Below are 24,145 nucleotides of genomic sequence, written 5' to 3'. Positions count from 1 at the left end.
ACAATCGGCGGCGGGACTCCCGACCGGATGCCGCCGATGGCTAGTGTCGGCGCCATGTCCACTGTTTCGCAGTCCTCCCCCTCCGCCCCCGCCGCCGAGATCGGCGTCATCGGCGGCTCCGGCTTCTACTCCTTCCTCGACGACGTCGAGGAGGTCGCCGTCGACACCCCCTACGGGCCGCCCAGCGACCGCATCGCCCTCGGGGTGCTGGGCGGCCGCCGGGTCGCCTTCATCCCCCGGCACGGCCGCGACCACCGCTTCCCGCCGCACCGCATCCCCTACCGGGCCAACATGTGGGCGCTGCGCTCCCTCGGCGTCCGCCAGGTGGTCGCCCCCAGCGCGGTCGGCTCGCTGGTCCCCGAGCACGGCCCCGGCACGCTCGTCGTCCCCGACCAGCTCGTCGACCGCACGTCCGGGCGGGCGCAGACGTACTACGACGAGGGCGCCGCCATCCACCTGTCGTTCGCCGACCCGTACTGCCCGGCGGGCCGCCGCGCCGCCGTGGCGTCCGCCCGCGACGCCGGCTGGGAGCCGGTCGACGGCGGCACCCTCGTCGTCATCGAGGGCCCGCGGTTCTCCACCCGCGCCGAGTCGCGGTGGTACGCGGCGCAGGGCTGGACGCTGGTGGGCATGACCGGCCACCCCGAGGCCGTCCTGGCCCGCGAGCTGGCGCTGTGCTACACGCCGCTGTGCCTGGTCACCGACCTGGACGCCGGCATCGAGGAGGGCGAGGGCGTGACGATGGAGGAGGTCCTGCGCGTCTTCGCCGCCAACATCGACAGGCTGCGCGTCCTGGTCGCCGAGGTGGTCCAGTCCCTGCCCGCGACCCGCGACTGCTTCTGCCCGAACGTCCTGGACGGCATGAAGCTGCCCCTGGAGCTGCCGTGAGGCCGCCGCCTCTGCGGCGGCTCCTGGCGGCGCTGTCGGCCGCGCTCGCCACCGGCCTGGCCGTGCCGGCCCTGCGCCCGTCCCCCGCCGCCACCGTCCAGGTGCTGGCCGCCGCCCGCGACCTGCCCTCCGGCACCATCCTGGGCCCGCGCGACGTGCGCCCGCTGGCGCTGCCGCCCGACGCGGTCCCCGCCGGGGCGTTACGCGAGAACGCCGTCGGCCGCACCCTCGCGGGCCCCATGCGCCGCGGCGAGCCGCTCACCGACGCCCGCCTGCTGACCGGCGGTCTCCTGCGCGGCTACGGAGCCGGAACGGTCGCCACCCCCATCCGCATCGCGGACGCGGGGGTGGCCCGCCTCCTGCGCCCCGGCGACCGGATAGACGTGCTGGCCACGCCGTCCCCCGGCGCCCCGTTCTCCCGCACGGTGGTCTCCTCGGCCCCGGTGGTGGCGGTACCCAGGCTCCGCTCCGACCAGGGAGCCCTGATCGTGCTGGCCACAGACCGCACCCAAGCCGCAGCGCTGGCGGCGGCCGGGTCCTCCCTCTCCGTGACGATCTCCGGCGCTCCGGCCGGCCCACCGCAGAACGACGGCCCCCGATGAACCGACCAGCCCCCCTATACCGGCGGACCCGGGAGTTGATATTCTCCGACCGTAACTAGATAACTACGGAACGTCACAAGAGGGGCCATCATGAGCGGCTTCAAGAAGTTCCTGCTGCGCGGCAACCTCATCGAACTGGCGGTCGCGGTCGTCGTCGGCGCCGCGTTCAGCGCCCTGGTGACCGCCTTCGTGAACGCCTTCATCGGGCCGCTCATCGCCCTGCTCGGCGGCCAGCCCAACTTCAACAGCCTGGCCTTCACGATCAGCGGCACCAGGTTCCCCTACGGGGTCTTCATCACCGCCGTCATCTCCTTCCTGATCATCGCCGCGGTCGTGTACTTCCTGGTCGTCCTGCCCACCACCAAACTCCTGGAGCGCCTGAACAGGGCCGAGAAGGCCGGCGAGCAGCAGTGCCCGCACTGCCTCAGCGACATCCCCCTGATGGCCACCCGCTGCAGGTTCTGCACCACCGAACTGACCCCCGCCTGACCCAGCGCGTCACCGGCCCCCCGACAAGCAGTCCGCACAGACCACCAAGCCGCTCACAACCCAACGCCGACCGCTTCCGAGCCGCCCACTCACCACCGCGCGACCTAACACACCACACGCCCTACCAGAAGCACGACCAGACCCCACACCACGCCACCAAACACACCCAACCGGCCAACGCGCCGACCAACGACACTTCGAAACACCGAACCGCCGCAGACAACACGCCATCCCGCCGCACAGGGACGAGCCCAACACCCCGACCACGCAAACCCGACACCACAAACCAACGCACACACACCTTCACACCCCCAAAAGAACACCTCCCCCCAAGCACACCCCCGCGCCCCCACCACCCCGCGCCACAGAGCGGCCCAGTCAACTGAAGCCAACACCCGCGAGCCCCCGAACCAGCCACCCCCACCCCACAGCTGCGCACGGCACTACGCGCGGAAGACGCACTACACGCGCACACCACCCAAGAGGACACCACCGCACCCCTCCAAACCCGGCCCCAAACTGAGCCACTGCGGCCCGAACGGCGCATCGCGCGCACCCGCGTCCGCCGCCGCCTCGGCCCTGCCCGCATCGCCGCCCGCCTGGGCCCGGCTCCCTCCACGGTGCACCGCGTTCTGACCCGCTACGGCTGCCAGCCCCGGGCGCATCGCATCGGCCCGGTCCGCCCGCACCACCCGCACCGGCATCGCATCTGATGCGGCACGGCGTGGCGCGCCTGGCGGCATGCAATCGGGCCACGGGCGAACCCATCCGCCGCTACCAGCACCAACGCCCCGGCGACCTGGTCCACATCGACGTCAAAAGCTCGGCCGCATCCCCGACGGCGGCCAACGCGTCCACGGCCGGGCAGTGGGCAACCGCAACCGCCGGCGCACCGCGACCCCGGATCGGCGCGGCGGCAAGCCCCTGCTGGGCCACGGGTACCTGCACACCGCCATCGACGACCACTCCCGCCCGGCCCTGCACCGAGATCCTGCCGGATGAGACCAAACAATCGGCCACCGCGTTCCGGACGCGTGCGCAGGCCTTCTCCGCCGCCGGAATCACCGTGCGCCGCGTCCTGACCGACAACGGCTCATGCCACCGCTCGCGACTGCGGCGCGACACCCTGGCCGCAGCCCGCATCGCCCACGGGCGCCCCGTTCCGGCCCCAGCGCAACGGCAAAGTCGAGCGCTACCACCGCACCCTGCTGGACGAATGGGCCTACGCCCGCCCCCACGCCTTCGAGACCGAACGCCGCGCCGCGCTCGCGCCCTGGCTGCACATGTACCAACCACCACCGCGGCCACACCGCACTCGGCGGCCTCCCACCCGCCGGCCGCGGCACCAACCTGTCAGGACAGAACAACCAGCCAGCGACGGCGAGGGCCCCGTCCGACGGATCTTGGCAGCTGGGTCGTCCGTCGCCTGGCGGCTCCGTGGCGCCGCCATGTGCGAGTGGGCCGGAGCGGCGGCCGCCCCCGTCTCCGCTGCGGCCATCCCGCCGACGCCGCAACGTCATCGACCGGCTCGAGTGACGACGCGGTGACGCCGCCCGTCATACCGAGCGTCAACTGGCAGACCGGGATCACCGCACTGCTGCGGATCCACCATGATTCACCGGACGCGCCTTGGGGGCCGGGTCGGCCGCCCGGCGTACCGGTTTGGCCGGTCAGGCCGTTCCAACGGCATCGGGGCTGCTCAGCCGTCGCCTTCGGTGCCGTATTCCCAGTGCCACGGCTCGAAGGGGTTGCTGTAGGCCCAGGCGGGGTGGAACCAGCCGTACTTCCTGGAGTTGGCCTCCATCCAGCGGAACTGCACAGAGCCCGCGATCTGCACGCCGCCGCAGAGGTCGACGGCCTGTCCGCGGCCGTGGTTGCTGGTGCCGGGGACGGCCGCGAACCCGGGCCGCTCCACGTACACCCGCTGCTGGTCCGCCAGGCTGCGGTAGGAGTCGGTCACGCAGATGTTGCGTCCGAACCGCCGCTTGTAGGCGTCGTTGAGCTTGTAGAAGGCCAACGCCGCGTCCGCCCGCAACTGCTCGCCCTTCTGCGGCAGCGGGCACAGGTAACGCGAGGGGATCAGTCCGTTGGGGAACCTGCGGGCGCCCGCGGCCAGGTTCTTGGGACACATCGCCTGCAGGCGCCTGTCCCGCTCGGCCTGCATCTGGTCGAGCATCGCGGTGAGCTGCTTGGTGAGCTGCGCCGACCTGTCCCGCAGGCTCTGCACCTGCTGCTCCAGCTTGGTCTGCGCGACGGCGTTGCGCGACTGCAGCTCCTGCGCCGTCGAGGCCAGCCGCTGCCGCCGCTGCTGCAGGTCGTCCGCCTGCCGCACCAGCGCCTGCCGTCCTCCTGCGATGTAGGCCATGTCCGCGGTCGACCGCAGCCCCGCACCGACCTCCCCAGAGAAGATCGACATCGCGCCCCCGGCCCCCGGCTGCTGGTAGGAGGCGTTGGCCAGCCGGGCCACCGGCTGACGGATCCGGTTGAGCTCGGCCTCGGCCACCGCCAGATCCTTGAGGGTGGCCCGCAGCTTGGCCTGCGACTTGGCCAGCTCCTTCTTGCGGGTCTCCATCTGGCGGGTGGCCTTCTGCAGTTCCGTGCGCGCCTTGGCCGCCTCACGGCGCAGCGTTTCCACGGTGTCGCGCTGGCGGGTGGCGGCACCGGCGTGTGGTGCGCCGATGACAGCGAACATCACCAGGAAGACCGCGGTCAGCGCCGCCGACCGAGGAACTGGCACGTCGGGTTCCTCCTGATGCCTGAAGCGGGGAATAGCGGCAGGAACGCTACTACAGCTTCACCATGAACTGGGCGTAACCGGGGTCATCGAGCGCGGTAACCGTTCCTTTGACACCATTCGCGCAGGAACGGGTTCTCCAACCAGCGCGGAGAACACAGCTGTGGCCGCTCCCGCTCACGCCGCCGCTCCTGCTGGGTCGGTGAAGCGGTCGGCCGGGGCCGCGGCGCCACGGTGGCCTTGGGCGACGGCGTCGAACGCGACGTCCGCACCGGTCGCGGCGTGGACGTCGGCTGCGGCGGCACGTACTCTCCGACCGTCGGGCCGGCGGACACCGCCGACGGCACGACTCGCGCCTGCGCCGTAGCGGCGGTCTGCGGCTTGGGCGGCGGTGCGTCCCGGCGCACCCCCACCACTCCGATCACCGCGACGACCGTGACGACCGCACCGCCGACGAGAAGCCCGCTGCGCGCCCCCCGCCCCTTCGCCCTTGGTCCACCACGATGCCGTCCCGTCACGGGACCGAAGCGTACCGCTGGCGCCGGATCCGGCCTAGGGGACACCGTTTAAGGGGGAGCGATCCGTCGCCGCTTCCCCTACCCTGTATGTGCCGTCCGCTAGGCTCTAACGAGACAGGCCTCCGTAGCTCAGGGGATAGAGCACCGCTCTCCTAAAGCGGGTGTCGCAGGTTCGAATCCTGCCGGGGGCACCGAGAGGAGCAACACGAGAGCGCCCCTGACCAGTGCGAACGTCGGTCAGGGGCGCTGTGCTGTGTGCGGCTCCATGCGGCCGGACGCGGCCTCATGCGGTTGATCGGTCCCAATACGGTCCCCCGCGGGGAGCGATCTCCCTCGTCGGCGCGGGTCTCGGTGTTTCCGGTGCCCGTCCACGCGAGTAGGTACGACCGCCTGCCGATCCGCGAGGGTCGGCCGAGGGAACGCCGGTTCATCTGGCGGCCCACGGCGGCGCGAACCGCATCCGTCTGTCGCCGGGGAGCGGTACGCGCGGTCGCTCGCAGGGCGCGCGGGCTTCGCATGGGGTTCGCATCCCTACTTCGGAGGGAACACGGTTATGCCGATGCGGTTCCAGGCGTTGATGGCGGCGATCGTCCACAGGAGGTGGGCGAGCGGAGTCTCGGCGAAGTGCTCGCGGGCGGCGGTGAAGACCTCGTCCGCGACACCGGCCGGGCCGAGCGAGGTCATGGCCTCGGCCAGGGCCAGGGCCGCGCGTTCGGCGGCGGTGAACAGCGTGCTGTCCCGCCAGGACGCCAGCTCGTGCAGGCGGGTCTCGTTCTCACCGGCGTCCAGGGCCGCCCGCGTGTGCAGCCGCAGGCAGAACGCGCAGCCGTTGATCTGGGAGACGCGGATGCGGACGAGTTCGGCCAGCAGCGGGTCGAGGTGCGCGCTCGCGGCCTTGGTGAGATTGGCCATCGCGCCGTAGACGTCCGGGGCGACGGCGGGCAGGTCGATGCGGGGAGCGGTCATCAGCCCTCCCCCGGGCGCCGGCCCTGGACCGAATAGATCGCGTAGGAGCGGACGCGGAAGTCGGGGTGGGCGAGCAGCGCGCGCACCTCGGCCAGCCGCTCGTCGGTCATCCCGGCGCGGAGGAACCGGTCCCGCAGGTGCCGGGTGTGGTGGCAGGCCGGGCGACCCGGCACACCATTCCTCGTAGTGGCAGTGGGCGGAGACGCCGGTCAGCCCGGCCCGGCGCATGGCGCGGGCCGCCTTGCTCCCCCAGGCCATGTCGACGTTCCCGGCGGTCATGATCTGCGCCTTCGCGTCCAGGAACGCCCGGTAGAGGTCGTGTGCGGCGGGGTCGGGGACGCTCAGGGCGGGCGCGTCGGTGGCGTCGAACTCGTCGATCCGGAGCACGCCTCCCGGTTTGAGGGCCCGTACCAGGCGGTCGAGGACGGCGAGGCGTTCAGGCAGCAGCCGCAGCACCAGCCGGACGTGGACGAGGTCGAACTCGGCCTCCGGGAGCGGGTCGCGGACGATGTCGTGCAGGGCGAACTCAAGGCCCTCGACGGCGGGCATGGGAACCGGCCTGATGTCGGTGGCCAGCACCGAGCCGGACGGGGCGACGCGCCGGGCCAGCCATGCCGCGACGCCGCCGTCCCCGGCGCCGACCTCCAGGCACCGCCACCCCGGCCCGACGCCGGTCCCGGCGAGGTGGCGGGTGGTGAGCGGGTCGAGGGCCAGGCCGAGCAGGCGGTGCTGTTCGCTGTTGTGCGCGTCGTTCTCGCCGAGGACGGACGGGCGCCGGAGCTTCGTGTTCACGCGGATCCTCACATCCGGGCGTTGGGCCGCCGCGCGGGACCGGCGGCGTCCACCGGGACGGCGGCCTCCGCGGCCAGCCGGGTCAGGGCGGCGACGCTGACCTTGCCGGTCGGACCGAGCGGCAGTTCGGGCAGGGTCAGGAAGCGTTCGGGCAGCCCGCGCCGGTCGACGCCGCGTTCCAGCAGGCAGTCGATCAGGGCGGCGGGCGACGGCGGCACGGCCCCGGGACGCGGTGCCAGGCAGGCGCACATCCGTTCGCCCAGGTCGCGGTCGTGCACCGGGACGCAGTGCACGTCGGCGATGTCGGGGTGGTCGGCGAGCACGCGCTCCACCTCCGCCGGACATATCTTGACGCCGCCGCGGTTGATGACGCGTTTGATCCGGTCCAACACCCACAGCGTGCCGTCGTCGTCCAGGCGGCCGAGGTCGCCGGTGCGCACCCAGCCGCCGGGGGCCCGGTAGCGGGCGTCCAGGTCGGGGGACGCGACGTAGCACAGCGGGGTCATGGGGCCGAGCGCCCATATCTCGCCCGCCCGGCCGGGGGGCAGGGGCCGCCCCTCGGCGTCGCGGATGCTGATCTCCGCCACGTCGGGGTCGGGGACGCCGGCCGGCCCGGGGGCCCAGCGGCCCGGGTCGCGGGCGGTGCGGCAGTTGACGCCGTCGCTGGAACCGTAGATGTTGACGGGCGGTATGCCGAACCGGCGGACGCAGGCGTCCCGGACGTGCTCGTGCACCGGGCCCGTGCTGGAGATGACGGCCTTGAGCGATGACACGTCCGCGCCGCTCGCGCATCCGGCCATGCGCCACAGCATGGTCGGAACGGCGAACAGGTGGGTGGGGCGGTGCCGTTCGATCGCGTCGAGCGCGGCCGCGGCGTCGAAGCGCGGCAGCAGGACCAGCGTGCCGCCGTGGCGCGCGACGATCCCCGAGGTTCCGAGCGACCCGTACGCCGAGGCCAGCGAGACCAGCACGAGGGCCCGCATCGGCTCGCACCCGAATCTCAGGGCGGCCACGTAGTTGCCGCGGCCGCCTGCCATGGCGTTGTGGGAGTAGGCCACCATCTTGGGTTCGGATTCCGATCCCGAGGAGGTCAGGATGCGGGCCGGGGCATCCGCGTCGACGGGCTCGCGACTCCAGGCCCGCGGATCGCCTTCGCCGAGGGAGCGGACTGCGTGGTGCGGGGCCGGGCCGGGCGTCCACAGCTGAAGGTCGTCCATGCCCTCCGCTGACGCGAGCCCCTCCGGGGCGGTGATGAGGGCGGCGGCGCGGGAGCGGCCGAGGAGGCGTGCGATGTCGCGCGGTCCGTGCGTGTGGGGGATCGCAGGGCCACGGCGCCGAGCGCCGCGATCGCCAGCTCGGCGACGACGGCGTCGCGTCCGTTCGGCAGCAGCACGGCGATGATGTCGGCGGGCCCCCGGTCGGCGGCCCGCAGCGCGGCGGCCGCCCGGCGGACGCGGTCGTCGAGCGCGGCGCAGGTGAGGACGCCCGCGTCGTCGACGACGGCGGCACGCCCAGGGACGGCGCGGACGTGGTCGCTGAACAACGCGTACAGGTCCCGGCCGGGGCAGCGTCCGGCGGCGGTCCATGCCCGGCGCTTCTCGGCGGGGACATGGTCGACCAGGGTGATGCCGTTGGCCGATGTCCAGCGGAAGGCGGATGCCATGGGGCCTCTCTACGGGTGGGTGGGCTGCGGGTGAAGGCGACGCCGCCGCGGGTCTCGAACAGCGCCGCGTAGGCGGGGGCGGCGGCCATCTCCGCCAGGTCCGCCACGACGGGCGCGGTCGGCGGCACGTCCGCGGCCGGGCGGTCGGCGTGTGCGTCGCGCAGCAGGCACGCGGCGTCGACCAGCCCGGTCTCGACGCGGACGCCGGTGCCGGTGCGGGCGCGGGCGAGCAGGCCCGCGATCGTCCCCTCCGCTCCGATCAGCGCGCCGAGCACGTCGGTGATCGTCATCAGCGTCGGCGCCGGGGGCCGTCCGCGCCCGGCCAGCAGGGCCGCGACCCCCGTGTACGCCTGGACGAGGTAGTCGGTGCCCATGGGCTGCGGGGCGGGATGGGCCTCGGCCCACCCCCCGGCGTGCGTGTAGACGAGGCCGGGCCGGACGGCGGCCAGGTCGTCGGCGTCCATCGCGAACAGGCGCGCGCGGCCGGGCGGCCAGTTCTGCAGGAAGACGTCCGACGCGGCGAGGAGTCCGCGCGCCGTCTCCCGTCCGGCAGGGGTCTTCAGGTCGGCCTCGATGACGCCCTTGCCGCGGTTCAGCGCGAGGAAGCGGACCGAGCAGCCGCCGGTCAGGGGCGGGACGCCGCGCATCGGGTCGCCGCCGGGCGGTTCCAGCCGGACGACCTCGGCCCCGAGCAGGCCGAGCAGGTGCCCGGCGAGCGGACCCTGGATCCGGTTGGTGGCCTCGGCGACCCGGATGCCGCCGAGGGGCGCCCGGCTCCCCGCCGGTACCGCGGCCAGGTCTCCGGCGGAGCCCGGCGGCCAGGAGAGGGGACGGGCCCGCCACGGGGACGCGGGGCGGGGCAGCGGCCGCGCCGCGTCGTCGCTCACCTCCACGATGCTGACGCCCGCGGCGCGGGCGGCGGCGCGGACGGCCGCGTAGTGCAGCTTTGCCGCCGCGGCCGGCAGTTCGGGCGGCAGCGCGCAGGTCGCGGTGGCGAACCGCTGCTGGAATGGCGGCCGGCCCGCGGCGATCGCGCGGCGCGGGGCGCCGAGGGCCGTCCAAAAGCCCAGCCAGCTCTCGGCGGTGAACGTCTCGATCTCGAACCGGACGTCGTCGGCTCCCTCCCGATCACGGCGCGCACGTCTCACCGAACGGCAGCTTCCGGGCCGGCTGACCGCACACCGCGCTCTCACCGGCCGAGCTCCCACGGCCCGGACACTCTGTGGAACGTCAACCGCACGGGCTCGAAGCGGTGCGCGGCGCGCACCGGATGGTGCCATCCGCTTCAGCCGCCGACGGGCGTGGCTCCGGAGGGAGCGGGGACCAGTCGGTACCCGCCGTCCTCGCGCCGCACATGCCCGGCGGTCGGCGGCGGGAAGTGGGTCCCCAGCAGGAGAGTGGACGTACCGGCCAGTGAGCTGAGCAGCCGCTCGCGGGTCCGGACCGCGAGTTCGGGAGCGATGTCCACACAGCTGCACAGCTCCGGGTGCGCCATCTGGACCGGGTGGTGGACGCTGTCGCCGGTGATCAGTGCGGTCTCGCCGCGGCTGCTCAGTTCCACCGCCACCTGTCCCGGTGTGTGGCCGGGGGTGGGCAGCAGGCGGATGCCCGGCGCGACGTCCGTGCCCTCGTCCGCGACGTCGACGAGGTCGAGCAGACCTGCCTCCCGGACGGGATGCACCGAGTCCCGGAACATCTGCCGACGGGCCTCCTCCATGTCGACGTCCGCCCAGTGGTTCCACTCCGTGCGCGAGGTGAGATAGCGCGCGTTCGGGAAGGTGGGCACCCAGGTGTCGCCCTCGGCGCGTGTGTTCCACCCCACGTGGTCGGCGTGCAGGTGGGTCAGGACCACGATGTCAACGCGGTCCGGCGCGAAGCCGGCGGCCCGCAGCCGCGCTTCGTAGTCGGTGTCCAGGTCGTGCCAGGCGGGGTTGGCGCGGAGCTTGCCGTTTCCGATGCCGGTGTCCACCAGCACCCGCATGCCGTCCACCTCGACGGCGAAGCTGTGGCTTGTCAGGCGCAGGACGCCTTGTTCGTCGGCGAATTCGGGGCTCAGCCAGGGGGTCCGGCTCACGAGGTCGGTGGTCGCCTCGGGCAGCAGCCACGGACCGGTCTGAGGAGGCAGGGTCACTTCGTCGATGCGTCGGACGGTGAGGTCGCCCACCGTCCAGGAAGAGGGGGAAGCAGCGGAGTCGAACACGGTGCCTTCTCCTTATCTGTTATGGGTTGCGGGGATGGAGATGTCCGAAGCGGATGCGACGGATATGCAGTTGCTCGTTGCCGGGCGGGGGTGGGCGTCCGGAGGCGGTGTCCGTCGCCGACTGCGCAGCCGCACGGTGAGCGTCGCGACCGCGACGGACGCCAGTACGGCCATGCAGCCGGCGTAGGCCAGTGCCGCCGCGCGCAGTCCGATCCCGGCGGCGAGGGCGCCGGCGCCGATGGCGGGCAGGCTCATCGCCAGGTAGCTGAGCACGTAGTAGGAGGCGAGCGTGCCGCTCTTCTCCCGGGCCGGGACCGAGTCGACGACCGCGCGCAGCGCCCCCTGGGAGACGGCTCCGAAGCCGAACCCGGCCAGTGCCGCCCCGGCGAAGAGAGGCATGGGGTCGGCGAGATGGAGGGCCCCCAGGGTCAGGGCGGCCGCCGGTAGCACCGCGGAGCTCCCGAGGAGTGCGCAGACGTCGGCGCGCATCCCGCGCGTGAGGTACACCGTCGGGGCGGCGACGGCCGTCAGCGTGAAAAAGACCAGGCCGTCGGCGTATTCGGGCCCGCCGGGGGAGATGGACCGCGTGAGGCCCGGTCCCAGGGACGAGTAGAGGCCGCCGAGCGCCCAGACCGCGACGATGCCGGCGCCGTTGAACAGGAGGGTGCGGGCGGCCGCCGGCGGCAGCGCCAGGTGGGGCCGCATCGAGCGCAGTGCTCCGGGACGGCGGCGGGCGGTCTCGGGCGTCGGGACGAGCGCGATGGCCTGCGCGGCGAATACGGCGATCAAGGCCGCGTACACCGTGAGCGTCGGAACGGGGGCGAAGCGCACCATGAGGGTGGCCGCCAGGACGCCGACCGCCATGCCCGTCACCGGCGCGATGCTGTTGGCCAGAGCGGGACGTCCCGGACGGGCGGGGTCTTCCAGGTCGAGGAGGGCCGCACCGGCCGCGCTGGTCGCCGCGCCGGTCGCGATGCCCTGCAGCACGCGGGCGACGATCAGGGCGGTGAGGCCGCCGGCGGTGGCGAACAGCGCCATGGAGGCGATCTGGACCGCGAGCGCGCCCAGGAGCACGGGGCGGCGTCCGAGATGGTCGGAAAGGGTGCCGGTCGTCAGCAGTGCGATCAGCAGCGCCAGGGCGTAGGCGCTGAACACCACCGTGATGTCGAGGGCCGACAGCTGCCACCGGCCCTGGTAGTGGGGGTAGAGCGGGGTCGGCGCGCTGGACGCGGCGAGCAGTGCGATCAGGATCGAGACGTGCAATGCGAACGGCAGGCGTCCGGACGGAGGGGTGCGGGGCCCGCGGGGACGCATGGCATGAGGGTCCTTCCTGCACTTAAAGCAACTGGTTTGCTTTAAGGCACCGTAGGCCCTACGCTCACTTAAAGCAAATTATTCGCGTTTACGGGTGCCGGGGTCCTGCGCCGATCCCGGGCCCGTCGCGCCGTACCGATCCGTAAGGAAGCCATGACCAGCGAACTCACCCCCCAGGAGGCAGCCCGAGGGGCGCTGCGGGCGGGGCTCCCCCTCGAGGGCGACCGACATGAGGTAGTGGCCATGACGGCCGACCACATCCACTCCGTGATCAGCACGCTGCGCGAGCTGGACTTCGGGGAGACCCCTCCCGCGTCCTGCTACCGAGCCGGGCAGGAGAACGCCGATGCGACCGTTTGAGCTGTCGCTGACCGAAGCCTCACGTGCGGTGCGCGCACGGGAGCTGTCCCCCGTCGAGCTCACCGAATCGGTGCTCGCCCGCATCGCCGCCGTCGAAGAGCGGCTGGGCGCCTACGTCACCGTCGCCGCCGACGCGGCCCTGGCCGCAGCGGCCCGCGCCGAACGGGAGATCTCCGCGAGCGGACCGCGCGGGCCGCTGCACGGGATCCCCATGGCGCTCAAGGATCTGATCGACGTGGCGGGGATGCCCACCACGGCGAGCTCGCATGTCCGTGCCGGGCACGTGGCGGACCGCGACAGCCGGGTGGCCGAACGGCTCGGCGCCGCCGGGGCCGTCCTCCTGGGCAAGACGCACACCCACGAGTTCGCCTACGGCCTGACCACTCCGCAGACGAACAACGCCTGGGACCGGAGCCGGGTCGCGGGCGGGTCGAGCGGCGGCTCGGCGGTGGCCGTCGCCGCCGGCGCGGCGACGTTCACCCTGGGGACGGACACCGGCGGTTCCATCCGGGTCCCCGCGGCCCTGAACGGCGTGGTGGGCCTCAAACCGACCTACGGCCTGGTCCCCCGCACAGGCGTGACCTCGCTGTCCTGGTCGCTGGACCATGTGGGCCCGCTCACCCGCACCGTCCAGGACGCCGCGCTGGTGCTGTCGGCGATCGCCGGCCGCGACCCGCGCGACCCGGCGAGCGTGCCCGCCCCCGCGCCGGACCGCATCCCGGAAGGCGACCTGCGAGGACTCAAGGTCGGCGTACCGCGGAACCACTACTTCGACCGGGTCGCGCCCGAGGTCGAGGAGTCCGTGCGCGGTGCGATCGAGCGGCTGGCGGAGCTGGGGGCGGAACTCGTCGACGTCGAGATCCCGATGGCGCGTTACATCCAGGCCGTCCAGTGGGGGCTGATGGTTCCCGAGGCCACCGCGTACCACGAGCGGTCGCTGCGGGCCGTGCCCGACCTGTACGCGCCGGACGTCCGCGTCCTGCTGGAGGCCGGCGCGCTCACCTCCGCGGGCGACTACCTCCGCGCCCAGCGGGCCCGCACCATGATGCGAGACGCCTGGGCCCGCATGTTCGACGGGATCGATGTCCTCGCCGCGCCGACGGTGCCGATGACCGCCGTCGAGAAGGGGCGGGACACCGTCGAGTGGACCGATGGCACGACCGAGACCGTGTCGGACTGCTACGTCCGCCTCTGCGCCCCTGCCAACGTCACCGGTGTCCCGGCCCTCACCCTGCCGGTCGGTCGTGACAGCGCCGGACTGCCGATCGGTATGCAGCTGATGGCGCGCCCCTTCCACGACGCGACCGTGCTGCGCGTGGGCCGCGTCTACGAGGAGTCGACGGCCGGCGCGGGGCGGCCCGCTCCCCTGGCCGTCTGAGAGATGGCGGACGTTCCGGTCGGCGTGCGATCGCCTCGCCGCGGGGACGTCCGCCGCCCGGACGTACGGCCCCGCAGGTCACCGGCGCCGACCACCGCCTAGAAGCAACAAATGCGCATTAAGGTGGATCGCGTGAGTCCCAGGCCCATGGTCCGCCCCGGTGGGCGCAGCGCACGCATACAGCAGTCCGTCCACGCGGCGGTCCGTGAACTGCTGGAGGAGGTGGGCCGGGACGCGCTCACGGTCCCGATGGTGGCCGCTCGGGCGGGCGTGACCCCCTCCACCATCTACCGTCGTTGGGGGAACCTGCAGGAACTGCTGTCCGACGTGGCCGTCGAACGACTGCGCCCGGAATCCGAGCCGCCCGATCTCGGCGGCCTGCGGGCCGATCTCGACGCGTGGGCGGAACAGTTCCTGGACGAGATGGCCTCGCCGTCCGGGCGCGCCTATATCCGGGACGCCCTGCTCGGCGACCCCGACGGCGCCAATGCCGGCCAGTGTTCGGCGTACGCCGCAAAGCAGATCGACACCGTGCTGGCCCGTGCGGTGCAGCGGGGGGAGCCGGTGCCCGAGACGGAACTGGTGATCGACCGTGTCGTGGCGCCGATCATGTACCGCATCCTCTTCCGCCCCGGCCGCCTGGACGCCGCCTACGCCCGCGAACTCGTGACGAACGCCCTGCGCGCCGTGCAGATCGAGCCCCAGGCCGCCGAGCACACGGGAAAAGAGCCATCATCGAGCTCTGGCCGTGCCGATCGCTGATCGTGATCCTCACGGAAGGCGCCGGGCGAAGGACTCCCCCGCCGCCTCCGAGCCGAGATCACAGGATCTTGCGTTCTGAAGGCGTGTTCCCTGTCGGCGAAGCCGTTCGTTAATGGCGGTGGCCACCAGGGTGGCCTGGTAGCGGACGGCGAGCTTGTCATGGCGAGCGGCCACCGCCCGACGGCGCTTGAGGCGGTAGCCACAGGACGAAGCCGGTAGCGCGCAGCGACGGCGTGGAGTTGCTCGAGTTGGGTGAAGCAGTGTTCGGCCATGGTGTGGGCCGTGCACAGCTCGGCCACGGGCCGGCGGACGGCCGCCGTTGCGGGCCCGGCTGGTGCGGCCGGTCCTCTTCTTCCACGAGGGGCGTGCCGCTCCGGGTGAGATTGATCGGCTTCACCTATCGGTGGGGCACTCCGCCGCGCACGGTCGCGCCGACCGACCGCGACTTCCGTCTGCTGCTGTCCTGGTTGGCGCGGGCATATCCGGTCGCGGAGGTCCAGAGCGGCCAGGGCGTCGTCGCGGCCACGGCGGCTCCGCCGTTCGGGTCGCCCGGGTCGACCTGACCGGACGACGCGGGACGATCTCCCACGTCAACGCGGTGCCGAACCTGGCGCCGACCCCGCCGGCCGAGGGGGCCGAGGCCACCGTGCGGGTGGTGGATCCGGACGGCCGGTCTCTCGGCGACCCTCCGGTGCCCGTCAAGCTGGACTCCGAGCTGGGCGCGGGCGACGACCGCACCGGGCTCGTCGACGCCGTCGTGCCGTCCCGGCCGGCGCCGCGGCGATCGAGCTGCTCCTCGGCGACCAGGTGGTGGACACATTCCGGCCGGGCGGCCCGCCGCCGCGGCTCGGGGCGGTGCGGGTGCTGCCGGCGGACGACGGGGTCCGGGTCGCGGTGGATCTCGACCGTCCGGCCGAGGCGGGCCAGACGTTCGCGGTCCAGATCAGTGAGGACGGCGGCGGCACCTGGCAGACCGTGGGCGTGTCGCTCGACCGGCCGCCCTTCCACCTGCCGCAGCCCGGCCCGGCCGCCCGCGGCGAGCTCCTCGTCAAGGTGATCGCGACGAACGGCGTCAGCACGTCCGAGGCCGTCAGCGCGCCCACCCGGTTGCGCTGACCGTACCCGCGTCAACGGCCGCCCATCGGGGCCGGGGCACGCGACCGCTTGTGGCCGCGGCCCCGGTCGGCCCCGGCCGGAGAACACGTGGATGCCGGTGCGTCCTGGGTGTCGACGCGGCGGAGACGAGCCGGTCGAGCGGTTGAGCGTCCGCCTCGGTGAGCTGATCGGCCGGCCGCCGCACACCATGGTCGGCCAGTTCCGGACGCTTCAGACGTAGAAGAACCCGCAGCCGAGGATGGGCGCCGACCGTGTGAGGAAATGCGCCGTCGGGCGTCGGGCATGCGAGCTTTCCCCGGCGAGACCGGTTACCGCATGCCGAGCAGGCGTAAATGCCCGCCCCATACGCGGGTGTTCACAGCATGGCGTTCGCGCGGTGACGTGTCAATGTCGGCGCCGCCGGCGGTGTTCAACTGAAACAGCCGTGCGGTTGGACGACTGCGGTGAAACTCTTGCGTTCGGCCTCCCCGCCGCTTTAGTCCGGTGACCGACCGGAAAGGCGGCGCCTTGACCGGCATCGACGCCCGCGCCAGGACCACGTGCATGCCGGTGCGCGCGACCTGCGGGAAGGCCGATGCGCCGGCCCGTCGCACACCCCCGCACGGCCGGCCGCCGATCGGCCCGAGCAGGAACGGCGTCCCGGGCTGCGGACGGAAACGGGGGCGCGGTGGCGGCGGCCGCCATGGACGGCCCGCCGGGTGGCGGACAGGGGCCGAAGGGAGCATGCTTTCCCCAGCGAGAACCCCAACCGAAAGGCGACGGGAATGAGCACCGACAATCACGAGGAATTCGATGTCGTCGTCGTTGGGGGCGGGCCCGGCGGCTCGACACTGGCGGCGCTCGTGGCGATGCGGGGGCACCGCGTCCTGATCCTGGAGAAGGAATCGTTCCCGCGCTACCAGATCGGCGAATCCCTCTTACCGTCGACGGTGCACGGGATCTGCCGCCTCAGCGGCGCGGCGGACGATCTGGCCAAGGCCGGATTCGTCCTCAAGCGCGGCGGCACATTCCGCTGGGGGGCCAATCCCGACCCCTGGACGTTCGCGTTCTCGATCTCCCAGAAGACGGCGGGCAGCACCTCGTTCGCCTACCAGGTCGAGCGGATGAAGTTCGACAAGATCCTGCTCGACAACGCGCGCCGCAAGGGCGTGGACGTCCGCGAGCGGTGCCCGGTCACCGGGGTCATCGACGACGGCGACAGGGTGCGCGGCGTGACCTACACCGACGCCGACGGGAACGAGCACCGGGTGACGGCCCGCTACGTGGTCGACGCCTCCGGCCACACCAGCCGCATCTACAAGCACGTCGGCGGCACCCGCGAGTACTCGGAGTTCTTCCGCAACGTGGCGCTGTTCGGATACTTCGAGGGCGGCAAGCGGCTTCCGCAGCCCAATTCGGGCAACATCCTGTGCGCGGCGTTCCCCAGCGGATGGTTCTGGTACATCCCGCTGAGCGACACGCTGACCAGCGTCGGCGCGGTGGTGCGCCGCGAGGACGCCGCGAAGATCCAGGGCGACCCCGACGTCGCGCTGCGCAACCTCATCGACGAGTGTCCGCTGATCAAGGACTTCCTGTCCGAGGCGACGCGGGTCACCACCGGCGAGTACGGCAGGCTGCGGGTGCGCAAGGACTACTCCTACAACAACACCCGGTTCTGGAAGCCGGGCATGGTGCTCATCGGCGACGCCGCCTGCTTCGTCGACCCGGTGTTCTCCTCGGGCGTGCACCTGGCGACCTACAGCGCGCTGCTGGCGGCCCGGTCCATCAACAGCGTCCTCGCCGGGACGGTCGACGAGGAGGCCGCCTTCACCGAGTTCGAGCACCGGTACCGCCGCGAGTACGGCGTCTTCTACGAGTTCCTGATGTCCTTCTACGACATGCACGTCGACGAGAACTCCTACTTCTGGTCGGCGAAGAAGGTCACCAAGAACACCCGCGGCGAACTGGAGTCGTTCATCGAGCTGGTCGCGGGCATCTCGGCGGACGAGTTCGACCTGCGCGACGCCGAGTCAGCCGCACTGCGGCTGAAGCAGCGGTCGGCGGAGTTCGCCGACGCGGTCGACGAGGTCGTCCGCGGCAACGAGCGGTCGATGGCGCCGCTGTTCAAGTCGTCGGTGGTCAGCCATGCGATGGCGCAGGGCTCGCAGGAGCAGACCCGGGCGCTGCTCGGCGCGGACGCCGGCGCCGACACTCCGGTCTTCAGCGGCGGGCTCGTGCCGTCCGAGGACGGCCTGCACTGGACGCGCCCGCAGGGCGGCTGACCGGCGGCCCGGCAGCAGGATCTGGAGAGCTTCGGGCCCTCGCACGACGACGCGCGGCCGGCGACGTCGCCGTCCGAGGGCCTGACGCGGTGGCGACGGGCGGTCCCCCGCCCAGGGCCCGGCGGCCGGTCCGCGCACCGGTCCCGCGCGCAGCCGTGCCGGTCCCGGAAAATGCGCTGCGTTGACCCGGAAAACCGGTAAATCTACAATTCCTGCCGCGATCATCGGCGGGCGGCGCCCCGGCTGACTGAATCGCGGGGACACCGCGGCGCGGGGGACATCGCCGGCCGCCCCAACCGAACGAAACAAACGGCGAGGTGGCGGGTGACCTCACAGGCGGACGCAGAAACGTTCACTTTTCAGGCCGAGGTGACGCAGCTGCTGGACCTCATGGCCCATTCCCTCTACAGCAACAAGGAGATCTTCCTGCGCGAGCTGATCTCCAATGCGTCCGACGCGATCGACCGGTCGCGTTTCGAACGGCTGTCGCGGCCCGATCTGGGCGAGGACGACGCGCCGCCGCGGATCCGGGTCGAATACGACAAGGACGCGCGCACGATCACCGTCGCCGACAACGGCATCGGGATGAGCCGGGCCGAGGTGATCGACAACATCGGCACCATCGCGCGGTCCGGCACCGCCGAGTTCCTGCGCTCGCTGAGCGGCGACCGGCGCGGCGACGCCGCCCTCATCGGCCAGTTCGGCGTCGGGTTCTACTCGGCGTTCGTCGTCGCCGACCGGGTGACGCTGACCACGCGGCGGGCCGGGGCCGCCGCCGCGGAGGGGGTCCGCTGGTCCTCCGACGGCAAGGGCGAGTACACCCTGGAGGCCGTCGAGCGCGCGGAGCCGGGCACCACGATCGTGCTGCACCTGCGCGAGGGCGAAGAGGACCTGCTGAACGAGCACCGCCTGCGGTCGATCATCCAGAAGTACTCCGACCACATCAGCGTGCCGATCGTGCTGGGCGCGCAGGGCGGATCCGGGGCGGACCAGGCCGGCGGGGACAGCCCCGTCAACCAGGCGTCGGCGCTGTGGACGCGTCCCAAGAACGAGCTGACCGAACGCGACTACCACGACTTCTACCGGCACATCACCAACGACTTCTCCGACCCGCTCGCCTATCTGCACGCCAAGGTGGAGGGCCGGTACGAGTACACGCTGCTGCTCTACATCCCCTCCCACGCCCCGTACGACCTGTGGATGCCGCAGGCGCGCCGGGGCGTCCGGCTGCACGTCCAGCGGGTGTTCATCCTGGAGGACGACGGGCGGCTGCTGCCCCGGTACCTGCGGTTCGTGCGGGGCGTCATCGACTCGGCGGACCTGCCGCTGAACGTCTCCCGGGAGATGCTGCAGGGCAGCCGCGCCGTCGACCACATCCGCTCCAGCGCGGTCAAGCGGGTGCTCAGGCTGCTGAAGGACATGGCCGACAACGAGCCGGACAAGTACGCCGAGTTCTGGAAGCAGTTCGGCAGCGTGCTCAAGGAGGGCATCGCCGACGACCCGGCCAACCGCGAGGACATCGCCGAGCTCCTGCGCTTCACCAGCACGCACTCCGCCACGCAGGAGGCGGACGTGTCGCTGCACGACTACGTGGACCGCATGAAGGAGGGCCAGGACAAGATCTACTACCTGCTGGCCCCCACTCTGGCCGCCGCCACCGCCAGCCCGCACCTGGAGGCGTTCCGCAAGAAGGGCATCGAGGTGCTGCTGCTGAGCGAGGCCGTGGACAACTGGGTGGTGACCGGCCTGCTGCAGGAGTTCGGCGGCAAGCGGCTGCAGTCGGTCGCGCAGGGCGTGCCGGATTTCGGCGACCTGGCCGACGAGGCGGAGAAGAAGGAGGCGGAGCAGGCCAGCGCCGACTACGCCGACCTGGTCGGCAAGCTGAAGGAGGCCCTGGCCGGGAAGGCGTGGGACGTGCGGGTGTCCAGCCGCCTCACCACGTCCCCCGCCTGCATCGTGGCCAACGAGGCCGACACCGAGCTGACGCTGGCGCGGCGGCTGCGCGGCTCCGGGCTGCCGAACCAGCCGGTGCTGGAGATCAACCCGCGGCATCCGCTGGTCGAACGGCTCAACCGCGACCTGGACGACCCGCGTCTGGCCGACTGGGCCCACGTCCTGTTCACCCAGGCCGTGCTCACCCTGGGCGCACGCGTGGACGATCCGTCCGACTTCGTCAACCGGCTCAACGGCCTGCTGGTGGACCTGACCGGCGGCGCCGGCGACTGAGCGCGCCGCGGGCGGGGCGGCGCCGCGGCCGCGGGTCGTGGCGCCGCCCGGTCCGCCGCCTACGCCATCTCGGTGCGCGCTCTGCGGGCCAGGCTCTCGGCGATGCGTCCCCACTGCTCGGCCAGGTCGCGGGCCAGGTCGGCGACGAGCGGGACGCAGTGCGCCGGGATCTCGGCCCCGATGCCCTCCCATTCGTCGGCCTTCAGCGCGTGCGTGCTGAGCCAGCGCAGCAGCAGGCGCCCGTCCTGGGTCAGCCGGAGCGACGGGTCGCGCTGCAGTTTGCGCAGGATCAGCTCGATGTCGGGGGCGCTGTGCCGCCGCCGCGGTCCGGCGGCCGGTGCGCGGGAGCGGTCGCCGCGTCCGGCGGCCTGCTTCCTGCGCTCGGCCAGCACCAGCTTGGGGGCACCGGGTCCTCGCCCCGGCGCAGCCGTTCCCGCACGTCCCTGGCGGTCGCCGGGGAGATGCCGGCCTGCTCGGCGACCTCGCGGAGGGACGCGTCGGGGTGCTCGGCGAACAGCCGCCCGGCGAGCCGCCGCCCGGCGGCGCCGTTGATCGGGCGGACGCGGCCGTCCCGGCCGATGCGGGCCTGGGGCTGCCCGTCGCGGTCGGCGCGGCGGCCGCGGATCCGGGCGACCGTCGTGGGCGCCAGGCCGACGGCCTCTCCGATGGCCCGGTCGGACCACCCCGGGTGCGAGGCGAGGATGCGTTCGGCGGCGGCCTCGCGGTCGGCCCGCGACAGCGGCAGCCCGTGGCTGATGTTGGCCCGGACCGCGGCGACGAAGGCGCCGGCGGCGGGGCCCTCGAAGAACCGGACCGCGATGTGGCGCCTGCCGTTGAGCTTCGCGGCGCGGAGCCGGTGCATTCCGTCGATCACCCGCATCGTCTCCCGGTGCACCAGGATCGGCGGCAGGTCCTGGCCCACCTCGGCGAGGACTCGGATGTGGTCGGTGTCCTCTCCGTCCAGACGGGGGGAGTCGGCGTGCAGGAGGTTGTCGATCGGGATCGTGACCGGTTGGTCGTGGGACGCGCCGTCTACGTGGGGCTGGACTGACATCGCAGGTGATACCCCTCGTCGGTGCAGTGGACGGCGGGGGACGGTGGCGGTGCGCCGGCGCGGGCCGGCGTGTCGGGGCGGGCGGTCACCACGGCTCTCCTGTCCGCACCAGGTCGGGCAGGATGTCGGCCAGCGAGCGGGTGCCGGTGAGGGTCATGGCGTCCTGGAGCTCCTCGAGGAGGATGTCGAGCACCCCGCCGACGCCGTCCTCGCCGCCGGCGGCCAGGCCGTGCAGGACGGGCCGGCCGACCAGCGCCGCGTCGGCGCCGAGGGCGAGGCAGGCCAGCACGTCGCGGCCGCGGCGGATGCCGCCGTCGATGAGGACGGGGCAGGCGCCGCGCACCGCCGCCGCGATCTCCGGCAGCGCCTCCAACGTCGCGGGGACGCCGTCGAGCTGCCGGCCGCCGTGGTTGGAGACGATGATGCCGTCCACGCCGGCCTCCACCGCGCGCAGCGCGTCCGGCGCCGTCAGGACGCCCTTCACCAGGACCGGCAGGGAGGTGACCGAGCGCAGCCAGGGCACCGCGGACCAGTCCAGCGAGGGGTCGAGCTCGGCACGGGCGTGCGCGGCGGGCGAGGAGAACCCGCCGCCGTCGAGGTTGGCCGGGACGATGTGCGGCGGCAGCCGGAAATCGTTGCGCACGTCGCGCAGGCGCCGGCCGAGCCGCGGGGCGTCGACCGTGAGGACCAGCGCCTCCGCGCCCGCGCGCTCGGCGCGTTCGATCAGCCGCCGGGTGACCGACCGGTCGCGGAAGCAGTACAGCTGCAGCCACAGCGGCGCCCCGGCGGCGGCCGCCGCCAGCTCCTCGCAGGCGCGCCCGGCGAACGTGCTGACGGTGACGGGCAGGCCCCGGGCGGCGGCGGCCCGGACGGTGGCCAGTTCCCCGTCGGGGTGGGCCAGCGTGTGGAAGGCCATCGGGGCGACCCCGATCGGCGCCGCCCACGTCCGGCCGAGGATCTTGCAGGTGGTGTCGGGGCCGGCGGCGGGCCGCAGCACGGTGGGACGCAGCCGCACCCGGTCGAACGCCCGCTCGTTGGCCGCGAGGGTGTGCTCCTCGCCCGCGCCTCCCTCGAAGAAGTCCCAGACCGGCCGCTCCATCCGCTCCTGGGCCAGCCGCCGGTAGTCCTGCAGCGTCAACGCGGGCATCTGCATGCCGCCTCCTCCTGGTGTGTGCGTCCCGGCGCGCCGGCGGCGGGGTCTATCCCGCGAGGTCCGGACGGAGCGCGGCGGCCCCGCGCAGGTAGACGTGGTCCACCTCGGCGGCCGGCAGATCGGTGTGGGCGTGCGCCATGAGCCGCACCACCCGCGGCAGCGCCCCGGGGACGTCGATCTCGCTGGCGCACATCAGCGGCACCCCGTCCAGGCCGATGCGGCGCGCGGCGAGCGCGGGGAACTCGGCGGTCAGGTCCGGGGTGGCGGTGAAGAGCACGCTGATGACGTCGTCGGGCTCCAGCCGGTTGCGCTTCATCACCTCGACGACGAGTTCGGTGGTCGCCTCCAGGATGTGGTCCCGGGTGTCGGCCTCGACCTGGGTGGCGCCGCGTATGGCCCGTACGGTCATGGCATCACCTCCTGCTGGTGCGGCTCGCGCCGCACGCCGTCGGCGGCGTCGTGCGCGCTCTCGCGCGCCTTCGGGTGCCCGGCCGCGCGCGGGACGGCCGCCCGGGGGCCGCGCGGACCGTCCGCGCCGCCGCGGATCCTGGCGCGGCCGGCGATGCCCCGGTCCAGCAGGTCCATGACCGTGCGCATGCTCTGCGCGCCGCTGCGGTCCCCCGGCAGGGCCAGGTCGTTGAGCGCGGCCAGCAGGCCGGTGATGTCCGCCTGCAGGTCGCCCAGGATCCGGGCGACCGGGGCGGCGTTGGCCCGCAGGATGTCGCTCCACAGCAGCGAGCTGCCGCCCGCGATCCGGGTGACGTCGTCCAGCCCCCGGCCCGCCAGCAGCGGCGTCTCCTCGGGGCCGTCCAGCAGGCGCGCCGCCAGCAGGCTCGCGACGACGTGCGGCAGGTGGGAGGTGAGGGCGACGACCTCGTCGTGGACGCGGCTGGGCATCACCAGCGGCACGCCGCCGCACACCTCGACCAGCTCCCGCCCCCGGTCCAGGGCGCGCTGCGAGGTCAGCGGCGACGGCGTGAGCACCCAGGCGCGGCCGGTGAACAGGTCGGCGCTGGCCGCCAGCGGTCCCGAGCGCTCCCCTCCGGCGAGGGGATGGCCGCCCACGAACGCCGACGGTTCGGGGGCGCTCGCCAGGACCTGGTTCTCGGGTTCGGACTTGACGCTGGCGACATCGGTGTAGCTGCGCGCCAGCCCCCTCTTCTGCTGCTCGGCGAGCACGGGGCCGACCTGGCTCGGCGGAACGGCCAGGACCGCCAGGTCGACCGGTCCGGGCGGGGGCTCGGCCCGTCCCGCGCCCCGTGCCGCCGCGGCCGCGGCCGCCGACTCGTCGCGGTCCGCCAGGTACACGGTCAGGCCGCGCCGGCTCGCCGCGAGGGCGACCGAGGTACCGATCAGACCGGTGCCGATGACGGCCATGCTGCGAATCACTCGGCATCTCCTGTGCGACGTCGCCGGAGGACATGAATTGCGGGCGGGCACGGCCGCATACACGTCACCGGCGTTTTGCCGAAGAAGTATCCCACCGGGCCGGCCGTCCAACCCACATATGGAACGGCGGGAAAACGGCGGGACGCATTGCCCGTCCGCACGCGGATCGCGGCGGAGGCGAACAAAGAATGCGCGTCGGTCGGCGGCCGCCGCCGGCCGGCGGGTAATCGCGGCGAGAATTGCCCGGTGAATCCGGAAGGGCGGGAGCGCCGCCGGCCCA

20 protein-coding genes, 1 tRNA gene and 3 pseudogenes are annotated in these 24,145 nt (G+C 73.1%); 12 read left to right on the top strand and 12 right to left on the bottom strand.

Annotated features, from left to right (window positions below; genetic code table 11):
- The first annotated feature begins 54 nt into the window (after positions 1-54).
- The 4 genes and pseudogenes from ABD879_RS13730 to ABD879_RS13715 form a co-directional block, all read left to right on the top strand.
- A complete protein-coding gene (locus ABD879_RS13730; RefSeq protein ID WP_345021276.1) occupies positions 55-888 on the top strand; it encodes an S-methyl-5'-thioadenosine phosphorylase in 834 nt (277 codons plus the stop codon).
- Positions 885-1,490 (top strand): SAF domain-containing protein, encoded by a 606-nt coding sequence (locus ABD879_RS13725; RefSeq protein WP_345021274.1) that lies wholly within the window; start codon positions 885-887, stop codon positions 1,488-1,490. Before ABD879_RS13730 ends, ABD879_RS13725 begins: the two co-directional genes overlap by 4 nt.
- Positions 1,491-1,580: 90 nt before the next feature.
- Positions 1,581-1,979: a large conductance mechanosensitive channel protein MscL gene (gene mscL / locus ABD879_RS13720; RefSeq protein ID WP_345021272.1), complete on the top strand. Its 399-nt coding sequence runs from the start codon at positions 1,581-1,583 to the stop codon at positions 1,977-1,979.
- 330 nt (positions 1,980-2,309) lie between these two features.
- Positions 2,310-3,347: pseudogene (locus ABD879_RS13715) on the top strand (integrase core domain-containing protein); the annotation flags it as partial.
- 331 nt (positions 3,348-3,678) lie between these two features.
- On the opposite strand, the gene ABD879_RS13710 reads toward ABD879_RS13715, so the two are convergent.
- Positions 3,679-4,716 (bottom strand): D-alanyl-D-alanine carboxypeptidase family protein, encoded by a 1,038-nt coding sequence (locus ABD879_RS13710; RefSeq protein ID WP_345021269.1) that lies wholly within the window; start codon positions 4,714-4,716, stop codon positions 3,679-3,681.
- Between the two features lie 633 nt (positions 4,717-5,349).
- On the opposite strand from ABD879_RS13710, the gene ABD879_RS13705 reads away from it, so the two are divergent.
- Positions 5,350-5,422: transfer RNA gene (locus ABD879_RS13705), tRNA-Arg, on the top strand.
- Between the two features lie 340 nt (positions 5,423-5,762).
- Here ABD879_RS13705 and ABD879_RS13700 read toward each other — a convergent pair.
- From ABD879_RS13700 to ABD879_RS13675, 6 genes and pseudogenes are all read right to left on the bottom strand, one after another.
- Positions 5,763-6,989, bottom strand: coding sequence for a carboxymuconolactone decarboxylase family protein (locus ABD879_RS13700; RefSeq protein WP_345021307.1), 1,227 nt, complete (start codon positions 6,987-6,989; stop codon positions 5,763-5,765).
- A gap of 8 nt (positions 6,990-6,997) precedes the next feature.
- A complete protein-coding gene (locus tag ABD879_RS13695; RefSeq protein ID WP_345021305.1) occupies positions 6,998-8,242 on the bottom strand; it encodes a class I adenylate-forming enzyme family protein in 1,245 nt (414 codons plus the stop codon).
- Positions 8,243-8,370: 128 nt separating this feature from the next.
- A pseudogene (locus ABD879_RS13690) lies at positions 8,371-8,652 on the bottom strand (long-chain fatty acid--CoA ligase); the annotation flags it as partial.
- Positions 8,653-8,810: 158 nt separating this feature from the next.
- Positions 8,811-9,932 (bottom strand): annotated as a pseudogene (locus ABD879_RS13685) (CoA transferase); the annotation flags it as partial.
- Positions 9,933-9,937: 5 nt separating this feature from the next.
- On the bottom strand, positions 9,938-10,852 hold the full coding sequence (locus ABD879_RS13680) for an MBL fold metallo-hydrolase (protein ID WP_345021267.1): 915 nt from the start codon (positions 10,850-10,852) through the stop codon (positions 9,938-9,940).
- Positions 10,853-10,864: 12 nt separating this feature from the next.
- Positions 10,865-12,166 carry an MFS transporter gene (locus ABD879_RS13675; protein ID WP_345021265.1) on the bottom strand — a complete coding sequence of 434 codons (1,302 nt, stop codon included), beginning with the start codon at positions 12,164-12,166 and terminating at the stop codon, positions 10,865-10,867.
- Between the two features lie 153 nt (positions 12,167-12,319).
- Here ABD879_RS13675 and ABD879_RS13670 point away from each other — a divergent pair, with 153 nt between their 5' ends.
- The 7 genes from ABD879_RS13670 to htpG all read left to right on the top strand — a co-directional run bounded on the left by ABD879_RS13670 (position 12,320) and on the right by htpG (position 20,269).
- A complete protein-coding gene (locus tag ABD879_RS13670) occupies positions 12,320-12,526 on the top strand; it encodes a hypothetical protein (RefSeq protein WP_345021263.1) in 207 nt (68 codons plus the stop codon).
- Positions 12,513-13,904 carry an amidase gene (locus ABD879_RS13665; RefSeq protein ID WP_345021261.1) on the top strand — a complete coding sequence of 464 codons (1,392 nt, stop codon included), beginning with the start codon at positions 12,513-12,515 and terminating at the stop codon, positions 13,902-13,904. Before ABD879_RS13670 ends, ABD879_RS13665 begins: the two co-directional genes overlap by 14 nt.
- Before the next feature lie 111 nt (positions 13,905-14,015).
- A complete protein-coding gene (locus tag ABD879_RS13660) occupies positions 14,016-14,666 on the top strand; it encodes a TetR/AcrR family transcriptional regulator (RefSeq protein WP_345021259.1) in 651 nt (216 codons plus the stop codon).
- Positions 14,667-15,043: 377 nt separating this feature from the next.
- Positions 15,044-15,229, top strand: coding sequence for a hypothetical protein (locus tag ABD879_RS13655; protein ID WP_345021257.1), 186 nt, complete (start codon positions 15,044-15,046; stop codon positions 15,227-15,229).
- Positions 15,230-15,473: 244 nt separating this feature from the next.
- Positions 15,474-15,782 carry a hypothetical protein gene (locus ABD879_RS13650; RefSeq protein ID WP_345021256.1) on the top strand — a complete coding sequence of 103 codons (309 nt, stop codon included), beginning with the start codon at positions 15,474-15,476 and terminating at the stop codon, positions 15,780-15,782.
- Positions 15,783-16,546: 764 nt separating this feature from the next.
- Positions 16,547-18,043: an FAD-dependent oxidoreductase gene (locus ABD879_RS13645; RefSeq protein WP_345021254.1), complete on the top strand. Its 1,497-nt coding sequence runs from the start codon at positions 16,547-16,549 to the stop codon at positions 18,041-18,043.
- Positions 18,044-18,367: 324 nt separating this feature from the next.
- Complete coding sequence (gene htpG / locus ABD879_RS13640) at positions 18,368-20,269, top strand: molecular chaperone HtpG (RefSeq protein ID WP_345021250.1); 1,902 nt, start codon at positions 18,368-18,370, stop codon at positions 20,267-20,269.
- Positions 20,270-20,328: 59 nt separating this feature from the next.
- On the opposite strand, the gene ABD879_RS13635 is transcribed toward htpG, so the two are convergent.
- The 5 genes from ABD879_RS13635 to ABD879_RS13615 all read right to left on the bottom strand — a co-directional run bounded on the left by ABD879_RS13635 (position 20,329) and on the right by ABD879_RS13615 (position 23,865).
- The gene (locus ABD879_RS13635) at positions 20,329-20,661 is read right to left on the bottom strand and encodes a hypothetical protein (protein ID WP_345021248.1); all 333 of its coding nucleotides are present in this window, start codon (positions 20,659-20,661) and stop codon (positions 20,329-20,331) included.
- On the bottom strand, positions 20,559-21,323 hold the full coding sequence (locus tag ABD879_RS13630; protein WP_345021246.1) for a ParB/RepB/Spo0J family partition protein: 765 nt from the start codon (positions 21,321-21,323) through the stop codon (positions 20,559-20,561). Before ABD879_RS13630 ends, ABD879_RS13635 begins: the two co-directional genes overlap by 103 nt.
- 85 nt (positions 21,324-21,408) lie before the next feature.
- Positions 21,409-22,476 carry an alpha-hydroxy acid oxidase gene (locus ABD879_RS13625; RefSeq protein ID WP_345021244.1) on the bottom strand — a complete coding sequence of 356 codons (1,068 nt, stop codon included), beginning with the start codon at positions 22,474-22,476 and terminating at the stop codon, positions 21,409-21,411.
- A gap of 46 nt (positions 22,477-22,522) precedes the next feature.
- Positions 22,523-22,885, bottom strand: a complete 363-nt coding sequence (gene aroH, locus ABD879_RS13620; protein WP_345021241.1) for a chorismate mutase — start codon at positions 22,883-22,885, stop codon at positions 22,523-22,525.
- Positions 22,882-23,865: a prephenate dehydrogenase gene (locus ABD879_RS13615; RefSeq protein WP_345021239.1), complete on the bottom strand. Its 984-nt coding sequence runs from the start codon at positions 23,863-23,865 to the stop codon at positions 22,882-22,884. The genes aroH and ABD879_RS13615 overlap by 4 nt, the downstream gene beginning before the upstream one ends.
- Between the last annotated feature and the right edge of the window lie 280 nt (positions 23,866-24,145).

This window comes from Actinomadura keratinilytica (assembly GCF_039539665.1).
GTDB lineage: Bacteria > Actinomycetota > Actinomycetes > Streptosporangiales > Streptosporangiaceae > Spirillospora > Spirillospora keratinilytica.
The sequence above is the reverse complement of the archived record's forward strand: the minus strand, read 5'-3'. Positions and strand labels throughout refer to the sequence as shown.

Excerpts from the sequence above, each read along its gene's own strand:
- ABD879_RS13675 (WP_345021265.1), bottom strand. The coding sequence starts at position 12,166 with ATGCGTCCCCGCGGGCCCCGCACCCCTCCGTCCGGACGCCTGCCGTTC.
- ABD879_RS13630 (WP_345021246.1), bottom strand. The coding sequence starts at position 21,323 with ATGTCAGTCCAGCCCCACGTAGACGGCGCGTCCCACGACCAACCGGTC.
- ABD879_RS13665 (WP_345021261.1), top strand. The coding sequence starts at position 12,513 with ATGCGACCGTTTGAGCTGTCGCTGACCGAAGCCTCACGTGCGGTGCGC.
- ABD879_RS13660 (WP_345021259.1), top strand. The coding sequence starts at position 14,016 with ATGCGCATTAAGGTGGATCGCGTGAGTCCCAGGCCCATGGTCCGCCCC.
- ABD879_RS13670 (WP_345021263.1), top strand. The coding sequence starts at position 12,320 with ATGACCAGCGAACTCACCCCCCAGGAGGCAGCCCGAGGGGCGCTGCGG.
- aroH (WP_345021241.1), bottom strand. The coding sequence starts at position 22,885 with ATGACCGTACGGGCCATACGCGGCGCCACCCAGGTCGAGGCCGACACC.
- ABD879_RS13645 (WP_345021254.1), top strand. The coding sequence starts at position 16,547 with ATGAGCACCGACAATCACGAGGAATTCGATGTCGTCGTCGTTGGGGGC.
- ABD879_RS13730 (WP_345021276.1), top strand. The coding sequence starts at position 55 with ATGTCCACTGTTTCGCAGTCCTCCCCCTCCGCCCCCGCCGCCGAGATC.
- ABD879_RS13625 (WP_345021244.1), bottom strand. The coding sequence starts at position 22,476 with ATGCAGATGCCCGCGTTGACGCTGCAGGACTACCGGCGGCTGGCCCAG.
- mscL (WP_345021272.1), top strand. The coding sequence starts at position 1,581 with ATGAGCGGCTTCAAGAAGTTCCTGCTGCGCGGCAACCTCATCGAACTG.